The 20,264-nt window shown below is 39.2% G+C and carries 16 protein-coding genes; 11 read left to right on the top strand and 5 right to left on the bottom strand.

What is annotated here, in order from left to right; all coding sequences use genetic code 11:
* Nucleotides 1-18 precede the first annotated feature (18 nt).
* Nucleotides 19-1,242: a hypothetical protein gene (locus JM64_RS06780; RefSeq protein WP_064011996.1), complete on the bottom strand. Its 1,224-nt coding sequence runs from the start codon at nucleotides 1,240-1,242 to the stop codon at nucleotides 19-21.
* A 15-nt stretch (nucleotides 1,243-1,257) separates the two neighbouring features.
* Complete coding sequence (locus tag JM64_RS06785) at nucleotides 1,258-3,759, bottom strand: hypothetical protein (protein WP_064011997.1); 2,502 nt, start codon at nucleotides 3,757-3,759, stop codon at nucleotides 1,258-1,260.
* Nucleotides 3,760-3,961: 202 nt separating this feature from the next.
* Between JM64_RS06785 and flgB the strand changes: the two genes are divergently transcribed.
* Genes flgB through fliE form a run of 3 tightly spaced genes read left to right on the top strand, consistent with a single transcriptional unit; the run spans nucleotide 3,962 to nucleotide 5,096 of the window.
* Nucleotides 3,962-4,345, top strand: coding sequence for a flagellar basal body rod protein FlgB (gene flgB, locus JM64_RS06790; RefSeq protein ID WP_064012566.1), 384 nt, complete (start codon nucleotides 3,962-3,964; stop codon nucleotides 4,343-4,345).
* A gap of 32 nt (nucleotides 4,346-4,377) precedes the next feature.
* Nucleotides 4,378-4,794: a flagellar basal body rod protein FlgC gene (flgC, locus tag JM64_RS06795; RefSeq protein WP_064011998.1), complete on the top strand. Its 417-nt coding sequence runs from the start codon at nucleotides 4,378-4,380 to the stop codon at nucleotides 4,792-4,794.
* A 5-nt stretch (nucleotides 4,795-4,799) separates the two neighbouring features.
* Nucleotides 4,800-5,096: a flagellar hook-basal body complex protein FliE gene (gene fliE, locus JM64_RS06800; RefSeq protein WP_064011999.1), complete on the top strand. Its 297-nt coding sequence runs from the start codon at nucleotides 4,800-4,802 to the stop codon at nucleotides 5,094-5,096.
* 160 nt (nucleotides 5,097-5,256) lie between these two features.
* On the opposite strand, the gene JM64_RS06805 is transcribed toward fliE, so the two are convergent.
* Nucleotides 5,257-6,225 (bottom strand): hypothetical protein, encoded by a 969-nt coding sequence (locus JM64_RS06805; RefSeq protein ID WP_064012000.1) that lies wholly within the window; start codon nucleotides 6,223-6,225, stop codon nucleotides 5,257-5,259.
* Between the two features lie 395 nt (nucleotides 6,226-6,620).
* Here JM64_RS06805 and rpsO point away from each other — a divergent pair, with 395 nt between their 5' ends.
* Nucleotides 6,621-6,875 (top strand): 30S ribosomal protein S15, encoded by a 255-nt coding sequence (gene rpsO / locus JM64_RS06810; RefSeq protein ID WP_064012001.1) that lies wholly within the window; start codon nucleotides 6,621-6,623, stop codon nucleotides 6,873-6,875.
* 69 nt (nucleotides 6,876-6,944) lie between these two features.
* On the opposite strand, the gene JM64_RS10055 is transcribed toward rpsO, so the two are convergent.
* The gene (locus JM64_RS10055; protein WP_064012002.1) at nucleotides 6,945-7,895 is read right to left on the bottom strand and encodes a DDE-type integrase/transposase/recombinase; all 951 of its coding nucleotides are present in this window, start codon (nucleotides 7,893-7,895) and stop codon (nucleotides 6,945-6,947) included.
* Between the two features lie 125 nt (nucleotides 7,896-8,020).
* Here JM64_RS10055 and queA point away from each other — a divergent pair, with 125 nt between their 5' ends.
* From queA to JM64_RS06850, 7 genes are all read left to right on the top strand, one after another.
* Complete coding sequence (queA, locus tag JM64_RS06820) at nucleotides 8,021-9,064, top strand: tRNA preQ1(34) S-adenosylmethionine ribosyltransferase-isomerase QueA (protein ID WP_064012003.1); 1,044 nt, start codon at nucleotides 8,021-8,023, stop codon at nucleotides 9,062-9,064.
* A 208-nt stretch (nucleotides 9,065-9,272) separates the two neighbouring features.
* Nucleotides 9,273-9,785 (top strand): crossover junction endodeoxyribonuclease RuvC, encoded by a 513-nt coding sequence (ruvC, locus tag JM64_RS06825; protein ID WP_064012004.1) that lies wholly within the window; start codon nucleotides 9,273-9,275, stop codon nucleotides 9,783-9,785.
* A gap of 51 nt (nucleotides 9,786-9,836) precedes the next feature.
* The gene (locus JM64_RS06830) at nucleotides 9,837-14,024 is read left to right on the top strand and encodes a PolC-type DNA polymerase III (RefSeq protein ID WP_082868338.1); all 4,188 of its coding nucleotides are present in this window, start codon (nucleotides 9,837-9,839) and stop codon (nucleotides 14,022-14,024) included.
* Nucleotides 14,025-14,219: 195 nt separating this feature from the next.
* A complete protein-coding gene (gene secG, locus JM64_RS06835) occupies nucleotides 14,220-14,453 on the top strand; it encodes a preprotein translocase subunit SecG (RefSeq protein WP_064012005.1) in 234 nt (77 codons plus the stop codon).
* Between the two features lie 57 nt (nucleotides 14,454-14,510).
* Nucleotides 14,511-15,725, top strand: a complete 1,215-nt coding sequence (gene tyrS / locus JM64_RS06840) for a tyrosine--tRNA ligase (RefSeq protein WP_064012006.1) — start codon at nucleotides 14,511-14,513, stop codon at nucleotides 15,723-15,725.
* Between the two features lie 157 nt (nucleotides 15,726-15,882).
* Complete coding sequence (locus tag JM64_RS06845; protein ID WP_064012007.1) at nucleotides 15,883-17,205, top strand: S-layer homology domain-containing protein; 1,323 nt, start codon at nucleotides 15,883-15,885, stop codon at nucleotides 17,203-17,205.
* Between the two features lie 158 nt (nucleotides 17,206-17,363).
* On the top strand, nucleotides 17,364-18,701 hold the full coding sequence (locus JM64_RS06850; RefSeq protein WP_064012008.1) for a hypothetical protein: 1,338 nt from the start codon (nucleotides 17,364-17,366) through the stop codon (nucleotides 18,699-18,701).
* A 152-nt stretch (nucleotides 18,702-18,853) separates the two neighbouring features.
* Here the strand turns inward: JM64_RS06850 and eno are convergent, their stop codons facing one another.
* Nucleotides 18,854-20,149: a phosphopyruvate hydratase gene (gene eno, locus JM64_RS06855; protein WP_064012009.1), complete on the bottom strand. Its 1,296-nt coding sequence runs from the start codon at nucleotides 20,147-20,149 to the stop codon at nucleotides 18,854-18,856.
* Between the last annotated feature and the right edge of the window lie 115 nt (nucleotides 20,150-20,264).

Genomic DNA, 20,264 nt, shown 5'->3' on the forward strand with positions numbered 1-20,264 from the left:
GGTCGTAAATTCTAATCTTTATAGTCCACCTGACATTGTTAAAGCAAAGCCTATTCCGGGGGTAGAATTACTTGATGGTATTAAAGAATTCGTTGTCGCTGTGAGTTTTAAATCCGCATTGAGCAGGAAGAGGTTCATTCCAACGCCTATAGTGTGTGAATAGTTTATCTGGTTATATCCAAGCATGTAATAAGCCCTTGCAATACCGATGTTCAATCCCGCGTAACCTTTTACCGACCAGTTACCGTCGAGCCAGTAGCTTCCCATAACTCCCCATATGATGAATCCGTCGTTTTTGATATAAGCTGTTATTTGAATTGGTGGGGTGACAGTAACAGGAGTTGACAATCTCGCGACCGTTGGCTCAGAAATGGAATATGTTGCTTCAAACGTAATATCTGTCTCCTGTGCGGTGTATGTAACTTTTCCATCACCGGTCACTTCGAATGCATACCATGCCTTTGCGGGAGTTATGACAATATTTCTAACCGCAATACCAAAGTTGTCGTTTCCATAGCCGATCTCAAGGGATAAACCATAATCTTCAAAATGGCTGAGTTCATCTATTAAACCGTCGATGTTTCCGGTTCTGATATCGTTCAGTGATACACGACTGTAAGCACGAACTTTGCCAGATGCGTTAAGCTCAGCGTATGCTGGTGTTGAGGAGGATGTGTAACTTACTGTCATCGTAGTTTGTGATTTGTCGGTGAAAAGAACGGGAACAAAAGCATTACCCGCTACGTAGAAATCTCCGAGCATTAAACCGATACCACCGTTCGCCATAATACTTGCGTTGAGAAAGCCTTCTTTCGTATCGTTGTAAGCGTTATCAATAAGAGTATCTCCTACAAGCAGCTCGGCAAATGTCTTTGGTAGATTCAAAGCTATATTACCATCTATACGCACGTAAGGAACAAACCTCAGTGCCCCGAATTTTAAATCAACATACGTTCCAAGACTGACAGGTGCCGACAGTCTAAAACCATTCGCTAATGCATCAGCAAACGCATTTTCATTGATATCTACTTGTTCTTCATTTAAGAGAGCGTTTATGTTGTTCAATGTTAGGATATTTTGCCCGAGTTCAAACTCCACAAATGGAACAACCTTGATTAACGCTGTTAAATCGTGCCTTACGAGCGCAACATTTCCGAAAAGTCCAAACGGTTGAATCACAAAGGAAAATGCTGACACTGAGAAAACAACGAGCAAAAAGACTGAGATACCAATTCTTCTCATCTCAATCACCTACCTTTAATTCCCAAGTTTGACTTCTGTTGCAGCCTTCAAATCAACAGCGATGTATGGGGCGATGCTAAATTTACCGTTGTAATTCAATGAAATTGTTGAATTTGCAGGAAGCAGTATTTCATATGGTACGTTGTTATTGGAAAGTGTTGGAAGCTTGTCTTTTGTAATTATAACGCTTGGAGAAGACACTCCAATTAATGTTGAAATCTCATTATTAGCACCGAGTTTCAACTTTGCCTGTAATCCTGTGGTATTTGAATAATATCCGAATTTGAGTTCTACTTTGTCCAAAATATCTTTGACATCATTAAGCATGCTTAAATCAACTGTTCCGGATTTTATCAGTATCTCATTTTCTCCCGTTGATGCGCTAAGTGGCAGTGCAAACTCAAGGGATGCAGTGATTAAGCTGTCTTTTGTCAACGTACCTGTACCAGTTTCTAAGATTATAGATAAGCTTAGTGGTGTACCTTCATTAATTAGTTCTTCTATAATATGTCCAATGTTGACTTTCTGGCCTTTGCTGACTTTAACTTCATTTCTAGAAATGTTTAGAGTTACTGTTGCTGGGACAGTTGCTTCAGTTATGTTGAAAGTTACTGTAGCGTCAACGTTTAAATCTAAGTCCTTAACGAATGCAAAATCGTCTTTGAAAATATCTCCAAAGTTTATTAGTGTTCCAAAGTCTTGCTCAAACGACTGACCTTTTAAATCAACCTCTGAGATTAAGAATTGTTCTACTACTGGTTGAATTACTAGCTTTACTCCTTCTCTTATATCTACGTTACTCACCGTTACAGCTGGCGGAACAGTAGGTGTTATTGTCATTGTAAAGCTGGTAAACGTTGAGAAATCAAAGACTTTGTCTACAGAACTCAGTTCAATTGTACCAGTTCCCGACAGGTTGTGTGTTCCATTTCCGGTGTCGAAAATATTTGAGGTAATATTTATAGAAACACCAGAGATATTTCTTACGTCGTAATTGAGCTTAACTTTAATAGTTGCTTTAACAAGATTAGCAAAATCCTTTACCGTTGAAGGTACTGGCTCGTTGATTGTTACTGGATCAATGCTGAGACCTGTAATTTGTGCGTTTGCAATTTTTATCGTCTGGTTTTCAGGCAATTCGAGAGTGTAAGATATTTCATTTGAATTAACATTACCACTTATCTGAGCATTTATCGTAGAAGGTAAAGATATTCCGCTGAATGGCAACACGATTCCACCGGAAAGTGAAAGATTGTTACTTCCAAATGTTCCTGATACAGCTGTAAGTGTTATTCCGTTTAGTTTCAATAGCATGTGACCGCTGTCGTTAGCAAAACTTACTGACTGGACATTGTTTGGCAAAGGCACAGTAACACTCAACGGATAGTTTTCTATCTTTGTTACGCTGACGTTCGGTGTGATTGTTATTGAAGGTGCCACCCTCAAATCTGCGCTGACTTTTTCTGACAATTCCACAAGCCCGTTGAGTACTATACCATCACCAACTGTGAATAATGTGGTGCCATCAAATCCTATGTTGCATGTTAAATTCGATGATGAACCTGAGCCTATCGTAATTGTTCCTGACTTTGCCGTGTAGCTTTGCGATATATTTCCGCTGAATCCTAATATGTTTAAATTCACATCAACGTTACCGCCCAGTGCTAATTTCCAGGTGCCGGATGTAATTGTTATATTCTGTGTCACGTTGATTGAAATTTTTCTATCTGCAAGCTGAGTTGTGTCGAGATTCTTAAAGTAGTCGACTTTTTGATTTAAGAACTTCAACGTGACTTGGGCAAAACCGGTGCTTGATGAGTCAAACTTTAACTTAATATTCGATGATTTTTTGATCATTACGTTAGACAGATTTTTTGTACCATTGACAGTAATCTGATACGTTCTGCCATCTACTATCAGAAAAGCGTTAGATGCGGAAACACCACTGATTGTGAACTGTACATCGACGTTTTTCAGATTTGCTTCATCAAAGATCAATGAGTTGAGCACACTTGATGGTAATTCTATTATGTTCGTACCATTTGTCACAGGTATTGATAGATTATCTGCAACTGTAAAATCACCTATGTTTGGTGCATCGACCGATATTGATTGGTGAATTGGCTGGACTGTTGGCAACACAATTTTCCCATAGACTTTTGACAGGAAATATGAACTATCGACTCTGTATTCGAAACGTTGTCCAAAGCTTTGGAGTTCTGTTTTGATGGAGTTCTCTATATCTTGTAAAAATGTCCCTGGACTATATTCTACGGAAGTTGCATAGTTGATACTTATAGGATTTCCTTTTATAACAGATAAACCGGCGATGTTTTTTTGTAAAAGACTATCTACGAAATCCGATACTTTCAAGTCCAGCGTTGTAATCGGGAATTCCAAATACTTCGTGTACTGGACCTTTACCTTCTCAGGCGCTTTCGAAGGTAGTTTCAAACCACAGGAAAACAAGAAAAGGCTGACAAGTACAGCGATGAACAATAAATAGAGCTTCCTCATGAATGTCACCTCCCAAATAATATCATCTCTACTCTAGTAGTTTAGACCTCAACAACTTTAATATGGTTCAATTCAATTATACCATTTTCCGGTGTTTAATTGTTTAACTAGTTGTAGGAATACTAGTATATATGGTAGAATATTAAACATGACAGGCCAGCCAACAGAATGGCATACAGGGAGTGGAAAAAGTATGGCGAACATATTCAACTCAAACTTTGAAACTCTCAAGGTAGCAATGGATGTTCAAATGAAAAGGCAAGAGCTACATGCTCAAAACATTGCTAATGCCGAAACTCCTGGATACAAGCGAAAATATGTAGCATTTGAAGAGTATTTGCAAGAATCAAAGATGAAATTGAAACTGACAACAACAAACCAAAGACATCTTCCCACATCACCGAAGATTGTGACTGCGAAGGAAGTTAAAATGAAGAATACCTCGCTAACCAACGACCAGAATAATGTTGACATAGACATGGAAGTCACAGAAATGGTGAAAGATGCACTTAGATATCAGGTTCTCTCAAGATTGATGAGTGCAAATATCGATAGATATAACACAGTGATTAGGAATACTAGGTAGTTTTGTGGTAAAATAATTTGAGAGGTGATACAATGCAGAGCGAATTCAATATAATGAACATTTCAGCGACAGGATTATCAGCTCAAAGGTTTAGAATAGAGCTTATTTCTACAAACATAGCAAACTCGGAGACGACAAGAACAGAAAAGGGTGAACCATACAGAAGAAAAGTGCCTGTTTTTCAAGAATTAGTAAGAAACATTCAAGGAAGGCGAGAAAATTCAGGTGTAATTGTGAAAAGTGTTTACGAAGACCCTTCGGACTTCAGAATTGTTTATGACCCAACGCACCCAGATGCGGATGAAAATGGTTACGTGAAACTTCCAAATGTTAATATCATACGCGAGATGGTAGATATGATAAACGCCCAAAGGGCATACGAAGCGAACGCAACAGCCATAAACACAACAAAAGCAATGATAACTTCCGCCCTACAGATAGGGAGGTGAAGTAAGTGGTGGATAAAATTGGAGGGATTAACCATCTAAAACAGAATGTTTCAATTAATCAAAGCGTTAAAAAACAAAACGAAAGTGAATTTAGCAAAGTACTGTCAAATGCATTAAAGAATGTGAATGAACAGCAAAAGAATGTTGAGAAAATGGCTGATGATTTTGCCATGGGAAAGGTGAGTAACATACACGAACTCATTGTTGAAGCCGAAAAGGCGTCTATATCGTTAAGGTTAACTGTTGAGGTGAGAAACAAGATAGTGGAAGCTTATAGGGAAATTATGAGGATGCAGTTCTAAAGTTGGGACGTTTCGTTGCGGTGTTATGGTGTTATAAAGAGCTGGGAGTTCTAAGTTTTTATTTTGAATTAGCAAATAATAGGCGGGGCTAAAAGCCCCGCTTTATTATACTCGTTATAATATTAGTTATATTCGTTACATTCGATAAACATCCATTTGATTACTGACCTCTGACAAATGGAAGAACAAGGGCTACTGCACCAAGAACAACGCCTATCCAAGCAATCATGTTGACGTTGTTAACTTTTTCTTCAACTGCTTTTGCGTCTGCTTTTGTATCAATCTTTGCTTGTAAGTCTTTCACGGCATTTTCAAGAGCAGAGGAGTCTGCTTTTGTATCAATCTTTGCTTGTAAGTCTTTCTGAGCATTTTCTATAGCTTTCCTGAGGAGATAGTCAGTATCACCGATTTGTGCAGCAAGTCCTGTGAGTATCTCATTCATCCCTGCAATCTGTTCTTGTAAATCTGTAACACTTGCTTCTAAATCTGTAACACTTGCTTCAAGAGCATCAACTTGTTCTCTGTCTGCTTTCATGGAGAGGTTGTCGTAGATATTGACAATATCTTGGTCGTGCATATCGAGTTTGAGGGTCAGCGATTCTATTGAAGCTGATATTTCTTCAAAGCTTGCGAGTTTTTCTTGGACAGCTGCAATTTGTTCGGAAAGAGTTCCAAGTGTGTCGTATATCTTGAGGATATCGCCGTCGTGGATATCAAGTGTGACTTTAATATCATCGAGCATCGGGAGAATTTCATCCATAACCTCGGCTTTGGCTTCATCTTTTAATGTTGACAATGAAACTTCCATATAAGATGTCAATCTTTCTTCAACTGCAGCGAGATTTGCAGAAAGTTCGTAAAGCATGTCTCTAAGTGCTGGCAATCCTGTATCAATGGTGCTTTGAATGTTCAAGACTTTTGTCTCAAGTTCGGAAATTCTCCCATCTAATTCTGCTAGCGCTGTTTCAAAATCATCTGAAGAGACTTTTGTGCCCAAAACATCGTAGATCATGTTTGTGTACTCTTCCAAAAGTTCAATTCTGTTGAGTAAAGTCTCCATATCTACTTCTTGCGCAAAAGCGAAAATTCCAAAAAGAACGACCGCAATAAGAATCCCCAGTTTCTTCATACTCAATCCCTCCTTCTGAGAAATGTGATAAGTTTAAAATGCAAAAACCAACCGTTAAGAAAGAAAAAGAAATAATTCCAAACTTATAGCGATATATTTCAATGCAAAAAATTTCACCGCTACCAGCCAAATTATATTATAGCACTACTCTACAAAAAGTTGTAAATAAATATCTTAAAAATTTCCACGAAATATTGTGCTTTTTTGTTGGAAAGTGAAGAAATTAGCTTAATGCGGTTTTTAATCTTGTTTTTCCAAGCATTAGGATAATATCTCTCCACTCAGCTCAAGGTTCTTGACATACATTCTGTTCTATTGTATCATATCATTGCCCTTGCTCGGTTGTGGGAGTATTCCCCTACTTGGCAAGAGGACATTAGACGGAGGTGTAGCAGATGGAAAAGCAGGACATCATTAAGGAATTCCAGATTCATGACGCAGACACTGGAAGCACAGCGGTCCAGATAGCACTTTTAACAGCTCGCATAAGACACTTGACAGAACATTTAAAGAAACATCCAAAAGACTATCACTCCAGACGGGGACTCATGAAGATGGTTGGACGCAGAAGAAAGATGCTCAAGTACCTGATGAAGAAAGACCCCGAACTTTACAAACAACTCCTTGAAAAGTTGGCATTGAGAAAGTAAAAAATCAAAATTTCAAAGGGCGGGAAACCGCCCTTTACTTTTGGATTGGTAATGGAATCACCGATAGTGTTAACTTGTAGTGATGAAAGAGTGTAATTGTGAAAGAATGCGATTGATATTGCCATTGTGCGTTTTCCAAAGATTCTTCACTACACAAAATCCTTGAATATATTTCGCTAAGTTCTTCGTATTCTTCAGCCCTCGCTTGAGTCGGAAAAAGTCTTTCAACAATGAAAACTTAGATTCACATTGATTGTTTTTACCGAGCGGTACCACTACGTGATTGATATTTCTGAACAACAGCTTTACTGCACTTTCATATGCACCAAGTCCATCAGTAATAAGTTCAATGTTTCTAGGTTTTGAATTACCAAAGAACTTCTCGAGCAATACTTTGACTTGTCCCATATCACGATACTTTGAGACATGCCAACAAAGAATTAAGTTAGTTTCGTGATCAACTAATAGCCAAACATAGTACTTTTGTTCTTTGAACACAAGAACAGTTTCATCAGCATGAACTGAGAAAACATTTTCGATGGTAAATGTTGGAAAAAGTACAGAGAATAAAGTACACAGTTTAATAACCCATTTATATATGGTGACATGAGATACTTTGATATTAAGAGAATGAGCAAGAGAGCGATAAGACATATTGTGTTTCATATACAAAACAAAAGCCTTTAAGACGAAAAAGATAGGGAAGCGGAAATATTTAAATTTCTCAGGAATAAGGGTGACTGGTTCGGGGAGGTTAAAAGGTACTCTATCTTTGGTACGACAAGCTCTACAACGGAAGACAACGAAAGAGCGACGGACTTTGTAAATTTGCATAGATTTACCACAAGAAGTGCATTTGGGATAAGGGAAAGGGAAGTTTTTGCGTTTGTGAGAATGGGAGAGTTTGAAAGAATGATGGCAGAGTTTGCAAAGGAATTGTTGGTTACCGTATTTGTCATGACCGTTTTTGTATAAGCTGGTGGAACCGCATTTTGGACAAGAGAGCGTTGAGTTGTTCATATCGGGATACCTCCTTTGTCGAGAGTTGGTTGGGGGTGTCCCCTCTTTATAAGGATAATGCGGTTTTTGGAAAGTTTCAATACTTTTAGTTAACATTATCGAATCACCAAAGGGGGACAAAAAGTATGAAGCCAGTTGACTTGTATAAACTAGAAGCATATGATTATACCCTTCCCGAAGAATTAATTGCTCAGGAACCTGTAGAACCACGGGACCATTCAAGGCTCATGGTAGTGAACAGAAAAACGCAAGAAATTGAGCACAGGATTTTTAAAGACATTGTGGAGTATTTAAATGCTGGGGACCTTCTGGTATTTAACACTTCGAAAGTGATTCCAGCAAGGATAATAGGCAGAAAACCTACAGGTGCAAAAGTCGAACTGCTTTTGCTTGAGAAGATTGAACCAGGCGTATGGAAGTGCCTTGTTAAGCCAGGTAAGGCGATAAAGGAAGGAACAGAAATTATTTTTGATGTTCACAACAACGAAATCGCGTTGACAGCCAAATGTGTAGGAAGAGCCGAAGAAGGTACACGACTTGTTGAATTTTCAACAAAAAATGACAACGAAATCTTTGCGTTAGGAAAAGTTCCTTTACCACATTATATAAGCAATGACAATATAGATTTTGAAAGATATCAAACTGTGTATGCAAAATATGAAGGTAGCGTTGCTGCTCCTACTGCTGGGTTACATTTCACGGAACAGCTATTGGAAAGGATTCGAGAGAAGGGTATTCTCACTGCTGAGGTTGTACTCCACGTTGGCATTGGGACGTTCAGACCTGTTAAAGTTGAAGACATCCGTCAACACAAAATGCATGAAGAATATTACGTTGTCCCTGAAGAAACAGTTCATATAATTGAGCAAGTAAAAAACGAAGGTGGGAAAGTTTTCGCTGTTGGAACCACAAGTGTGCGAACGTTGGAGACCATCGCTCGTCTCCCCAAAGCGCCATCTTATTCTGGAAAAACAGATATATTTATCTATCCGTCTTTCGAGTTCAAACTTGTTGATGCGTTAATTACCAATTTTCATCTTCCAAAATCATCTTTGATAATGCTTGTTAGTGCATTTGCCGGCTATGAGTTGATAATGAAGGCTTACAAAATTGCTGTTGAGGAAAGGTATAGATTCTTCTCTTTTGGTGATGCAATGCTCATACTTTAAATTAACAAAAAGTGTGCAATAAAATGTAACATACCAACCGGTAAGAAGGATGTATAATTATTAATCGAATATCAAATATCGATTGAATATCAATTGAATAACCACTGAACAACAGAACATACAGAATATACTGAACATACTGATGACTTTTTTTTTTTTTTGACAAGCGATGCTCAGCCTATCGAGTTCCTAGAAAAGAGGTTGTGAAATGCGGATACTTGGTATAGATCCAGGATATGGTATTGTGGGTTACGGGGTTGTGGAGAAGACTGGAAATAGGATAGTTCATGTAGCCCATGGTGCTATTACAACTGGCAAAGAAGAGCATTTTGAAGATAGATTGGATTACATTTATTCTGAGATTTCTAAAATTATCTCCACTTACAATCCATCACTTGTAGCCATCGAAAGTTTGTATTTTTACAAAAATGCGAAAACTGCCATTTATGTTGGTGAAGCACGTGGGGTTATCCTTCTTGCGATAAAACATTCTGGAATTCCTTTTGTTGAATTTACCCCCCATCAGGTGAAACAAACGGTAACGGGATACGGTCGTGCTGAAAAGTCTCAAATCCAAAAAGTTATGAAGATGCTTTTAAAACTCTACGAGGTCCCTAAACCAGACGACGCAGCTGATGCACTTGCTGTGGCCTGGTGTGCTGCAGTAACCTCTTCTGGTTCCGGACAATTAGGCTTGTTAAACCAATTTAATCAGAAATGATAAAGGCACAGATGCTTCAAAAAGTTGCATAACGTTTCCGAGGTGGGGGCTATGTATCACGTATTTGATGTTTCCAAAAACCTTAAAGATATCTCAAAGAAAATAGGTATACAAGCAGAAGGTGTAATCAAAAAGATCATCTACGACCGGAAAAGAGAGTCGGTCTCTTTCGTTATACAAGATTTCAAAGGTGATGTGCATTCTTTGAAAAGCGTGCTTGAGAGTTTCATCGGTGTTCACATCGATTTGGTTCTTGAGAATGAAACAAACGGACAGATGGAAAGCTTAGAAACGTTACATGAAAAGGTAATGCAACAATTAAACGGTTCAGGAAAATACGTAGAAAAGATAGAGATAAATGGAGAACAACTCAAGATATATGCTCTTGGTGAATTCGGAAAGGCACATGTGATTTCCAGACTGAAAAAAATAAAGCATTCTCTGCCATTCAAAGAATACACTATTGACGTTATTGAACAAACCTATGAATCTTCTCCAAGGGACCTAGTGGTAAATGGAGTATCACAGAATTCTGCTCATTCACCTCAAGCAAAAACGAGTGAAAAATTTAAAGGAACTGATGAAAATAGCGCAGTTCATCCTTCGGGACTTACCGAACTTACAAACTTCAATCCTTCTATTCTCAAAACACTTTACAGTCCATCAGAACCTCCACAAGTTAAAAAGAGAGCAAAACTTTACGGAAAGATATTCAAAATTGATAGAGTATCTGATGAGATAATTAATGTCTACATCACAGATAAGAAAGATTCCATCCTTGGTAAAGTCTTCAATTCAAAGGTAAAGGAGTTGGAAGAACACCTTGTAGAAGGTGGTTGGTATATATTCAATGGTTCGATGAATTACGACAAGAACGGAAATCTCTTTTTCAAAATAGATTCCGCAACAGAAATCCCTTCGCTTGATAGAATGGACAATGCTATTGAGAAACGTATAGAACTCCATGCACACACAAAGATGAGTGATTTGGATAGTGTGCTCGACGTTGCCGAATACGTCAAAACCGCTAAAAAATGGGGTTGGGAAGCTATCGCAATAACTGACCACGGAAACGTTCAGAGCATTCCAGAGTTTTACGAACTTGCGAAGTCTGAAGGTTTGAAACCCATCTTTGGTTGTGAGCTTTACATTGCAAACGACCCAAAGAAAATAATGATGAACGAAATAGAGGGTTCGATTGAAAGTGCAACTTACGTGGTTCTTGACTTAGAAACGACAGGTTTGAACCCCAGGCTTGATGAAATCATGGAAATTGGTGCTGTAAAAATTGTGGAAGGGCGAATTGCTGATGAATTCCACACGTTAGTAAAACCAACAACGTTGAAAGAAAAGAGTCTGCAAATCACTGGTATTACAGAAGAGATGTTGAAAGATGCCCCAGAAATTGGTGAAGTAATTGACAAGCTATGGGAATTTTTGAAAGATGCGGTTCTTGTTGCACACAACGCAGATTTCGACATCAGCTTTTTGAAGCACACATTTGCAAGATTTGGAAAAGAGTTCAACCCACCGTACATAGACACACTCAGGCTATCTCAAGCACTCTTGAGGAACCAAATGAAAGCCTTCTCACTCGACAAACTTGTCGAACATTTCAAACTTGGAAAATTCCAGCATCATAGAGCGTTGGATGACGCAAGAGTAACTGCAAGAGTATTCTTAGAACTTGTTGAATTGTTGAAGAAAAAATCTATAACTACTTTTGACAGGATTAACAAACTCGTTGAGCATATAAATCCACTTTCAAAACATCCTCAACATCTAACAGTTTTAGTACAAAACAGAACAGGTCTTAAAAATCTATACAAGCTTATCTCCAAGTCCCATACAGAAACGTTCTTTGCGGTTCCCCAAGTGCTTCGTTCAGATTTGGAAAAACGCAGGGAAGGCTTGTTATTAGGGACCGGATGTGCAAATTCCGAGGTATTTGAAATCGCTCTTGAGGGAGATAAAGATGCACTAAACGAAATTTTGAAGTTCTACGATTACGTCGAAATCATGCCTCTTGATACGATTACATCAGAAGAATTCACAAAAGAGGAAGCAAAGAAAGCTTATAGGTTGTTGTATGAAGTTGCTAAGGAATTAAACATTCCCGTTGTACTGGTTTCGAACGCGCACTTTTTGGATCCAGAAGACATAAAGGCACGTAAAGTGTTATTGGCTCCACAAAGTAACATTGAAGATGCCGATGCAAATTATTATTTGCGCACGACAGATGAAATGCTTCAAGCTGCGATAGAGATTTTCGAAGATGAAAAAATAGCAAAAGAGGTTGTAATTGAAAATCCCAGAAAGGTAGCTGGACTCATAGAGGAAATCAAACCACTTGAGAAACAGTTGCACCCGCCAAAAATCGAAGGTGCGGAAGAAAAATTGAAAGAAATGACCTACAAACGTGCATACGAATTGTATGGAAATCCGTTGCCTGAAATTGTTGAAAAGCGAATCGAGAAGGAACTAAATAGTATCATAGGTCATGGATATGCAGTTCTCTACATGATTGCTCATCTTATTGTCAAAAAAGCGGGCGAGGATGGATATGTTGTTGGTTCAAGAGGTTCGGTTGGTTCTTCGCTGGTTGCACACCTTGTAGGAATAACCGAAGTCAACCCGTTGCCCGCACATTACAGATGCCCAGATTGCAAATATTTTGAGCTCCATGAAGAAGTGAGTTCTGGTTATGACCTTCCAGACAAACGCTGTCCGAAGTGCGGAGCAAAATTGGAAAAGGCAGGTCAAGATATACCGTTTGAAGTCTTCATGGGATTTGAAGGAGATAAAGTTCCGGATATAGACTTGAATTTCTCAGGTGAATACCAAGACCGTGCGCATAAATTCATAGAAGAATTGTTTGGTAAGTCACACGTTTTCAGGGCAGGGACGATAAGTACGATAGCTGATAGAAGCGCAATTGGATATGTCCGCGCGTATATGGAAGATAAAAATGGTAATATTGTAAATCCACTCAATCCAGCCGAGCAAGAGCGTCTGGCTATGTACGTCACAGGAGTTAAAAGAACAACAGGTCAACACCCAGGTGGACTCATGATTGTTCCTAGTGACTACGATATACACGACTTCACGCCTTATCAACACCCTGCAAACGATAAAAAGTCGGGAGTTTACACCACACACTTCGCTTACGAAGCTATCCATGATGACTTAGTCAAACTCGACGCACTTGGTCACGATGACCCAACGATGATAAAACTACTGTATGAATATAGTGGCGTGGACCCAATGACCATTCCAATGGATGATAAAGCTACGATGAGTATCTTCTCATCAGTCAAGGCACTTGGCGTGGATCCAGAAGAACTGGGAACAGACGTTGGAACAATCGGTATCCCAGAGTTTGGAACAGATTTTGTCATGGGCATGCTTAGAGAGACAAAACCAAAGACTTTTGCAGAATTAGTACGTATATCGGGATTATCACACGGAACAGATGTATGGCTCGGTAATGCACAGACATTGATTGAAAAGAAAATAGCAACGCTTTCAGAAGTTATCTCTTGTCGTGATGATATCATGATTTACCTTATCCACAAAGGTGTTCCGCCGTCAAGCGCGTTTAAGATTATGGAAAACGTGCGTAAAGGTAAGGGATTGAAAGAGGAAGAAGAAAAACTGATGAGAGAATACAATGTCCCAGAATGGTTCATCGAATCCTGTAAGAAAATCAAGTATCTCTTCCCGAAAGCTCATGCAGTGGCTTACGTGAGCATGGCATTCAGAATAGCCTACTTCAAAGTCCATTATCCACTTGCATTCTATGCATCATTTTTCTCAACAAAAGGCGATGAATTTGATGCGGAGCTAATACTAAAAGGCAAAGAAGCGATAAAGAAAAGGCTTATTGAACTCAACAACAGTCCGAAAAAAGATGTTAAGGAAAAGAACGAGGAAAAGGTCCTTGAAGCTGCACTCGAAATGATTTTACGTGGATTTGGGTTTAAGAAACCAGATTTGAGAAGGAGTCATCATTCAAGGTTTATAATAGATGGAAAAGATTTACTTATACCCTTCAACAAAATTCACGGTATAGGGGATAACGTAGCAAAATCGATAGTCCAGCAAAGAGAACTCAAAATGTTTACATCCGTTGAAGACCTCATGACAAGGGCAAAAGTGACCAAAGCACAAGTGGAAGTTCTCAAACGATTGGGAGTATTAGACGGGCTACCAGAAACTGACCAAGCATTTTTGTTCTGATTCTCTGATTCATTGTGATACTGCATCAAATGATGATTTCTTTTGATGATTTCTTTCTTTTAGTTGAGCGACTTACGTTTAAATGTCGAAAAATTTCTTGTTTAGTATTGCAAAATTTAGAAAACATATGCTATAATTAGCACTGAATTAGGCAACAAGAAAGCTAAATCGTAAAAAAGAGTTGGAGGTGTTGTGATGTTGGCAGTTCTTTTACTAGTCATCCACACGATTATTGCAGTTGGTTTGATTTGGATGGTTATGCAAGAAATGACAAAGTTTGCAGAACTTGGTGGTGCTTTTGGAAGTGGTGCTGCCTATACGATGTTTGGCAGAAAAAAAGGATTAGATACTTCAGGTAAAATAACCGTTGCGTTGGCTGTTGCGTTCTTTATTATGTGCTTTTTAACATCCTGGGTATTGTCCAGGTAATTGAAAAATAAAACTTCACCAAAGAGACGAAATAATTAACTAAGAGGGGTGTATCTGTTGTCCACGGTAAAACTTCCTCCCGAAGAACAGCTAAAGATATTGAAAAGAAATTGCGTAGACTTGGTTTCAGAAGAAGAATTGTTTGAGAGATTGAAAACTGGAAGGCCCTTGAGAGTAAAGTTGGGAGTAGACCCTTCGAGACCAGATTTACATCTAGGTCATGCAGTAGTTTTGAAAAAACTTAAACAATTTCAAGACTTAGGGCACCAGGTTGTATTAATCATTGGTGATTTTACCGCAATGATAGGTGACCCGTCAGGAAGAAACACAACCAGACCCATGCTCTCAAGAGAAGAGGTCATGGAAAATGCAAAAACATACGCGGAACAAGCCTTCATGATTCTTGACAAAGGCAAAACAGAAATTCGCTACAACAACGAATGGCTCGGGAAAATGACATTCGCCGATGTTGTAAAATTGGCTTCAAAATACACAGTTGCAAGAATGCTTGAAAGAGAAGATTTCGCAAAACGGTACGCAGAAGGCACACCTATCAGTATCTCTGAGTTTTTGTATCCACTAGCACAAGCTTATGATTCTGTTGCTATCCAGGCGGACGTAGAACTCGGGGGAACTGACCAGCTATTTAACCTCATGGTTGGAAGAAAAATACAGGAAGAATACGGACAAACACCCCAGATAGTTATGACAATGCCAATAATTGAAGGAACTGACGGAAAGCTCAAAATGAGCAAAAGCTATGGAAACTACGTAGGTTTCACCGACGAACCAAAAGATATGTATGGTAAAATAATGTCGATACCAGATGAGTTAATCGTGAAATACGCAAGATTGTTGACAGATGCGGATGAAGATTTTCTGAGCAAAATGGAAAAAGAGATAAACGAAAAGACAGTCAATCCAAGAGATTACAAAATGTGGCTTGCAAGAGAAATAGTCAGACAATTCCATGGGGAGCAGGCAGCGAAAGAAGCGGAAGAATATTTTGTTACGGTTTTCCAGAAAAAAGAAAACCCCGACGAGATGCCAGAAAAAGTTGTTGAACTCGGTGTATACAACGTTGTAGAACTGCTCTTTAACCTGGGAATAGGCACGAAAAGTGAGATAAAAAGATTAATTACGCAAGGTGGAGTTTATTGGGACAACAACCGTGTTGACAACTTTAAAGCAACGGTTCCTGTTGTGGGAGAACACATTCTAAGAGTTGGGAAGCGTGTATTTATAAAGATTTTAGGTAATCAGAGCAAATAACCTTTTGGTAAGTTGTCAGTAATATACTAAATTTTCCTTTGGAAATACAGAGAAAAATTTGCATCACTAACGGACTTTGTGGTATAATATATACGCGAATATTTTAGGAATGTGGAATTAGGGTTTTAATGTAGATCATCATAAAGGGGGTAAGAGTATGAAAAAAGTCTTGACGCTAGTTGCTATTTTTTTAGTTCTCAGTATATCTATGGCAGCTTTCAGAGATATTCCAAAGGGACACTGGGCAGAATCATTTGTAACCAGATTGGAAGAAGCTGGAATTGCAACGGGCTTTCCCGACGGCACCTATCGTGGTGACGAGGCAATAACAAGGTATCAGATAGCGGTTTTCCTAGTTAGAACTCTTGATTATGTCTTTCAAACGGTTGATTCAAATTTGCAAAACTTGAAAGCAACGCTTGAAAGTACTACCAGCGAAAAATTAGATGCAGTAAAGCAAGACATTGAACAACTCCAGATTGAACTTGAAGATGCGAAAGTTGTTCTTGATTTACATGACCAAGATATAATCAAACTTTACGACCTTGTGAATTCTATCCAAGACAAATTCATTTACACAGATGAAGATGGTAATCAACAAGAAATTGACCTTGTTACTTTGAAGAACGACGTTCAAACGATAAGCGAGATTCTTAACGGTTTGGCAGCTCAGCTCGGTGATGTTGATTACCTTTTGAGAAAGCAGATATCTGACACAACAAAAGACCTGCAATCGAAGATTGATGCAATTAACAAGACTGTTGAAGATATAAAGAGCCAACTTGCAGGTTTGCAGGAGACACACCAAATTGTTGAAGCGAGACTTAACGAACTTGACGAGGCAGTGGCAAATTCTTATACAACTCTCTCAGATGCGATTATGGGACTTCAAGAGGAACTCAACACGAGCAATAGTGAATTGAAGGAGCTATTGGAAACAAAAGCGGATAAAGAAGCATTTGCATCATTAGTTTCAAGAGTAGAGTTACTTGAAGAATATGTAAACATGATTTACGATGTGCTTGGAACAAAGGTTTCTTCGGAAGAATTTGAAGCAACAACGACAGAATTAGATAATAGACTTTCAGAACTTGAAACTAAGGTACTCAACATTCAAAGTACAATAGACACAGGTTTACCAGCCATCAGAGACATGGTTTATGAGCTCTCTTCCAATTTGGCAGCACTCGAAGAAAGAGTAACTACATACACAGATGTTAGAGTTGAAGCTGTTGAAGAAAATCTGGATGTTTTGGCGGAAAGAGTGAACCTTCTTGAAAACCAAGCTGTAAGCCTTGAACAGATTGTTAAAGAAGTCAAAGCTGACAAAAGTGAAGTTGAAGAAGTAAATAAGAAGCTAGAGGAACTAAAAGCTGAGAAATCTGAGGATGTAAAACGATTAGAACAACTGGCGCAGTGGGGTATTGGGCTTGGTATAATAGGTGTAATCGTAGGAATAGTTGGTTGGTTTAGACCGTAATTTTTGTTAAGCTGTTGGCTTTTATGTGAAGGCACAAAGGCTATAAACATCCAAAAAAGGGGGGATGGTTAGAAGTTCGTGAGTTCAAAAACGCGATTTCTTTAAGTTTCATTTATAAACATTTTTACACCTAAACTCACAGGAGGAGGGAGAAGGTTATGAAGAAACTTTTAACGGTTTTGGTAGCACTTTTGGTAGTTGTTAGCATGTTTGCAGCGGAAAAACCATTCACACTCGGTCCAAACGTAACGTACACAGGAACAGTTAACTTCTCGCTTGTCGTAACAAAAGACGGAGTTGATATTGACGGTTCATTAACAAATGTTACAGCATCGCTTGCATTTGGTCCAAAAAGCGATACACAGGCTGGGGCAACATTTAGTATAACTTACGTACCATTTGGTGGAGTTAATCTTACACTCAAGAGCATCACATTCTCCACACCATACTTTGGAGCATTCTACAGCACAGATAAACAGTTTGTAAGTGATTATTTCACAGGTCTTGTCTACAACTCAGATGGTACAACCTCATGGGCAGACGCAATGGCAGATTTCAAAGACTCATTAAAACTTACACTCCCAGCAGTTCCAGGTCTTGAAGTTTACTACCTTGACAAAGTAAACGAAGGTGCCGCAACATGGTTCAGCGATATGGTTCTTGTAAAATACCCGGTAGCTGGTTTCACAATCGTTGGTGGAACATACAATACAGGTAACACAACAACACACGAATTCGGTGCAGAAGTAAAAGGTGCACTCGACTTTGGAATATTCAAACCAAACCTCACAGTATTCGGTGGTATGGTTGATGGCGGAGAAGGAATGGTAACAGCATACGACGTTATTCTTTCTGGTTCACTCTCACCAGTTACAGGACTAACACTTGCTCCAACATTCAAATTTGCAGAAAATCTTGACAAACTCGACTACAGATCAACAAAGATTGCAAACGGTAAATACATCAGCCTTGGTGTAACATATACAACAACATTTGCACCAGTTACGCTTACAGCAAAAGTTACACCAAAAGTAGACTTCGCATCAGCCACACCAACGACAACACTTCCACTTAACGAACTTTCAGCAAAGATAGCACTCTCACCAGTAACATTCTATGTAAAGACAACAAATACTAACCTTTTGACAAACAACCCATTCACACTCTATGCAAAAGCATCTTACGAAGATGCAATGTTGTCCGCAGCTGTTGATGCAAGCTGGGCAGATATGACACAGCTTGCAACATACACATACATCCATGGAGCAGTAACCATCAAGGCAACACCAGAACTTACACTTTACTCGGATGTTCACAAGATAATTGCAAGTACGAACGACTTTGGTTACAACGTTAGAGCAGAATATGCGATCACACCAAACGTAAAGTTGACAGGATTCTACGGAACATTGACGACAGATCCTGACACCGGTGCTTACGTAATCAACGAAGATCCAACATGGAACGTTAAACTCACATACACAGCAAGCTTCTAAAAGCCAGCTAATCAATAATTAACAAAAATCAACAAACCCCGTCCGAGAGGGCGGGGTTTTTCATTTCTTTCACAAAGAGCGTATATAAAATATAAAAACGCCCCTCCAGCTTGTAGGAGGGGCTTGGCATTTAAACTCTAACTTTGGTTTAGTTATCTTTTCATCGAATAGAATGCGTTCAATCCTTTGTAAATTGCCGCGTCACCGAGTTCTTCTTCGATTCTAAGTAACCTGTTGTATTTTGCGATCCTTTCGCTTCTTGAAAGTGACCCAGTTTTAATCATACCAACATTCGTTGCAACTGCAAGGTCTGCGATGAACGTATCTTCCGTTTCTCCGCTTCTGTGTGAGATAACGTTTGTCATACCAGCGGTCTTTGCCATTTCTATTGCATCGAGCGTCTCTGTAACCGAGCCAATCTGGTTGAGCTTTATGAGGATTGAATTGGTGGCGAAGAGTTCAATTCCTTTGGCAAGTCTTTTGACGTTTGTGACATACAAATCATCACCAACGATTTGCACCTTTCCACCGACTTTCTGTGTGAATTTCACGTAGCTGTCCCAATCTTCTTGTTCGAATGGGTCTTCGATGGAGATGATAACGGGCCAGTATTTGTCGACGAGCATGGAGTAGTACTCAATAAGTTCATCACCAGTCTTTTCCGTTCCATCGATGTTGTATTTTCCTGTCTCTTCATTGTAGAATTCACTCGCTGCGCAGTCGAGCGCGATGAATATGTCTTTTCCAGGTTCATAGCCAGCTTGTTCAATCGCCTTTATGAGCACCTGAATAGCCTCTTCGTTTGAAGAAAGATTTGGTGCAAATCCACCTTCGTCTCCAACGGCTGTCACGTGACCAGCGTCTTTGAGTATCTTTTTGAGTGTGTGGAATACTTCTGCACCATATCTGAGTGCTTCTTTGAACGAAGGAGCTCCTGCTGGAACGAGCATAAATTCTTGGATATCAAGGCTGTTATCTGCGTGTGCACCACCGTTGATAACGTTCATGAATGGAACTGGAAGAACCTTTGCATTTGCTCCACCAAGGTATTTGTAAAGTGGCAAACCAGCGCTTTCAGCTGCAGCTCTTGCAACCGCCATTGACACACCAAGGATAGCGTTTGCACCAAGTTTGGACTTATTTTCTGTGCCATCAAGTTCAAGGAGAACTTTGTCAAGGTAAACTTGATCAAACGCGTTCAATCCAACGACTCGTGGTGCGATGATTTCATTCACATGTTCAACTGCCTTGAGAACACCTTTACCCATGTATCTTTTTTTGTCGCCATCTCTCAATTCGAGTGCTTCAAATTTACCAGTGGAAGCACCACTTGGAACTATCGCACTGCCAAAGCTACCATCTTCAAGAAGAACTTCAACTTCAATCGTGGGATTTCCGCGGGAATCAAGCACTTCTCTTGCCCTTACATCAACTATCTCTACGTACATACTAACACCTCCTAAGTGTTTTGGTGAAAAAAGTTAAGAGCCTAAGTATATTATACCATAGAGTTGCATTAGTGACAATTTTCACTAACGTAACAATCGATGAAATCGTATTTTC

It is taken from the genome of Fervidobacterium pennivorans (assembly GCF_001644665.1).
Classification (GTDB): domain Bacteria; phylum Thermotogota; class Thermotogae; order Thermotogales; family Fervidobacteriaceae; genus Fervidobacterium; species Fervidobacterium ngatamarikiense.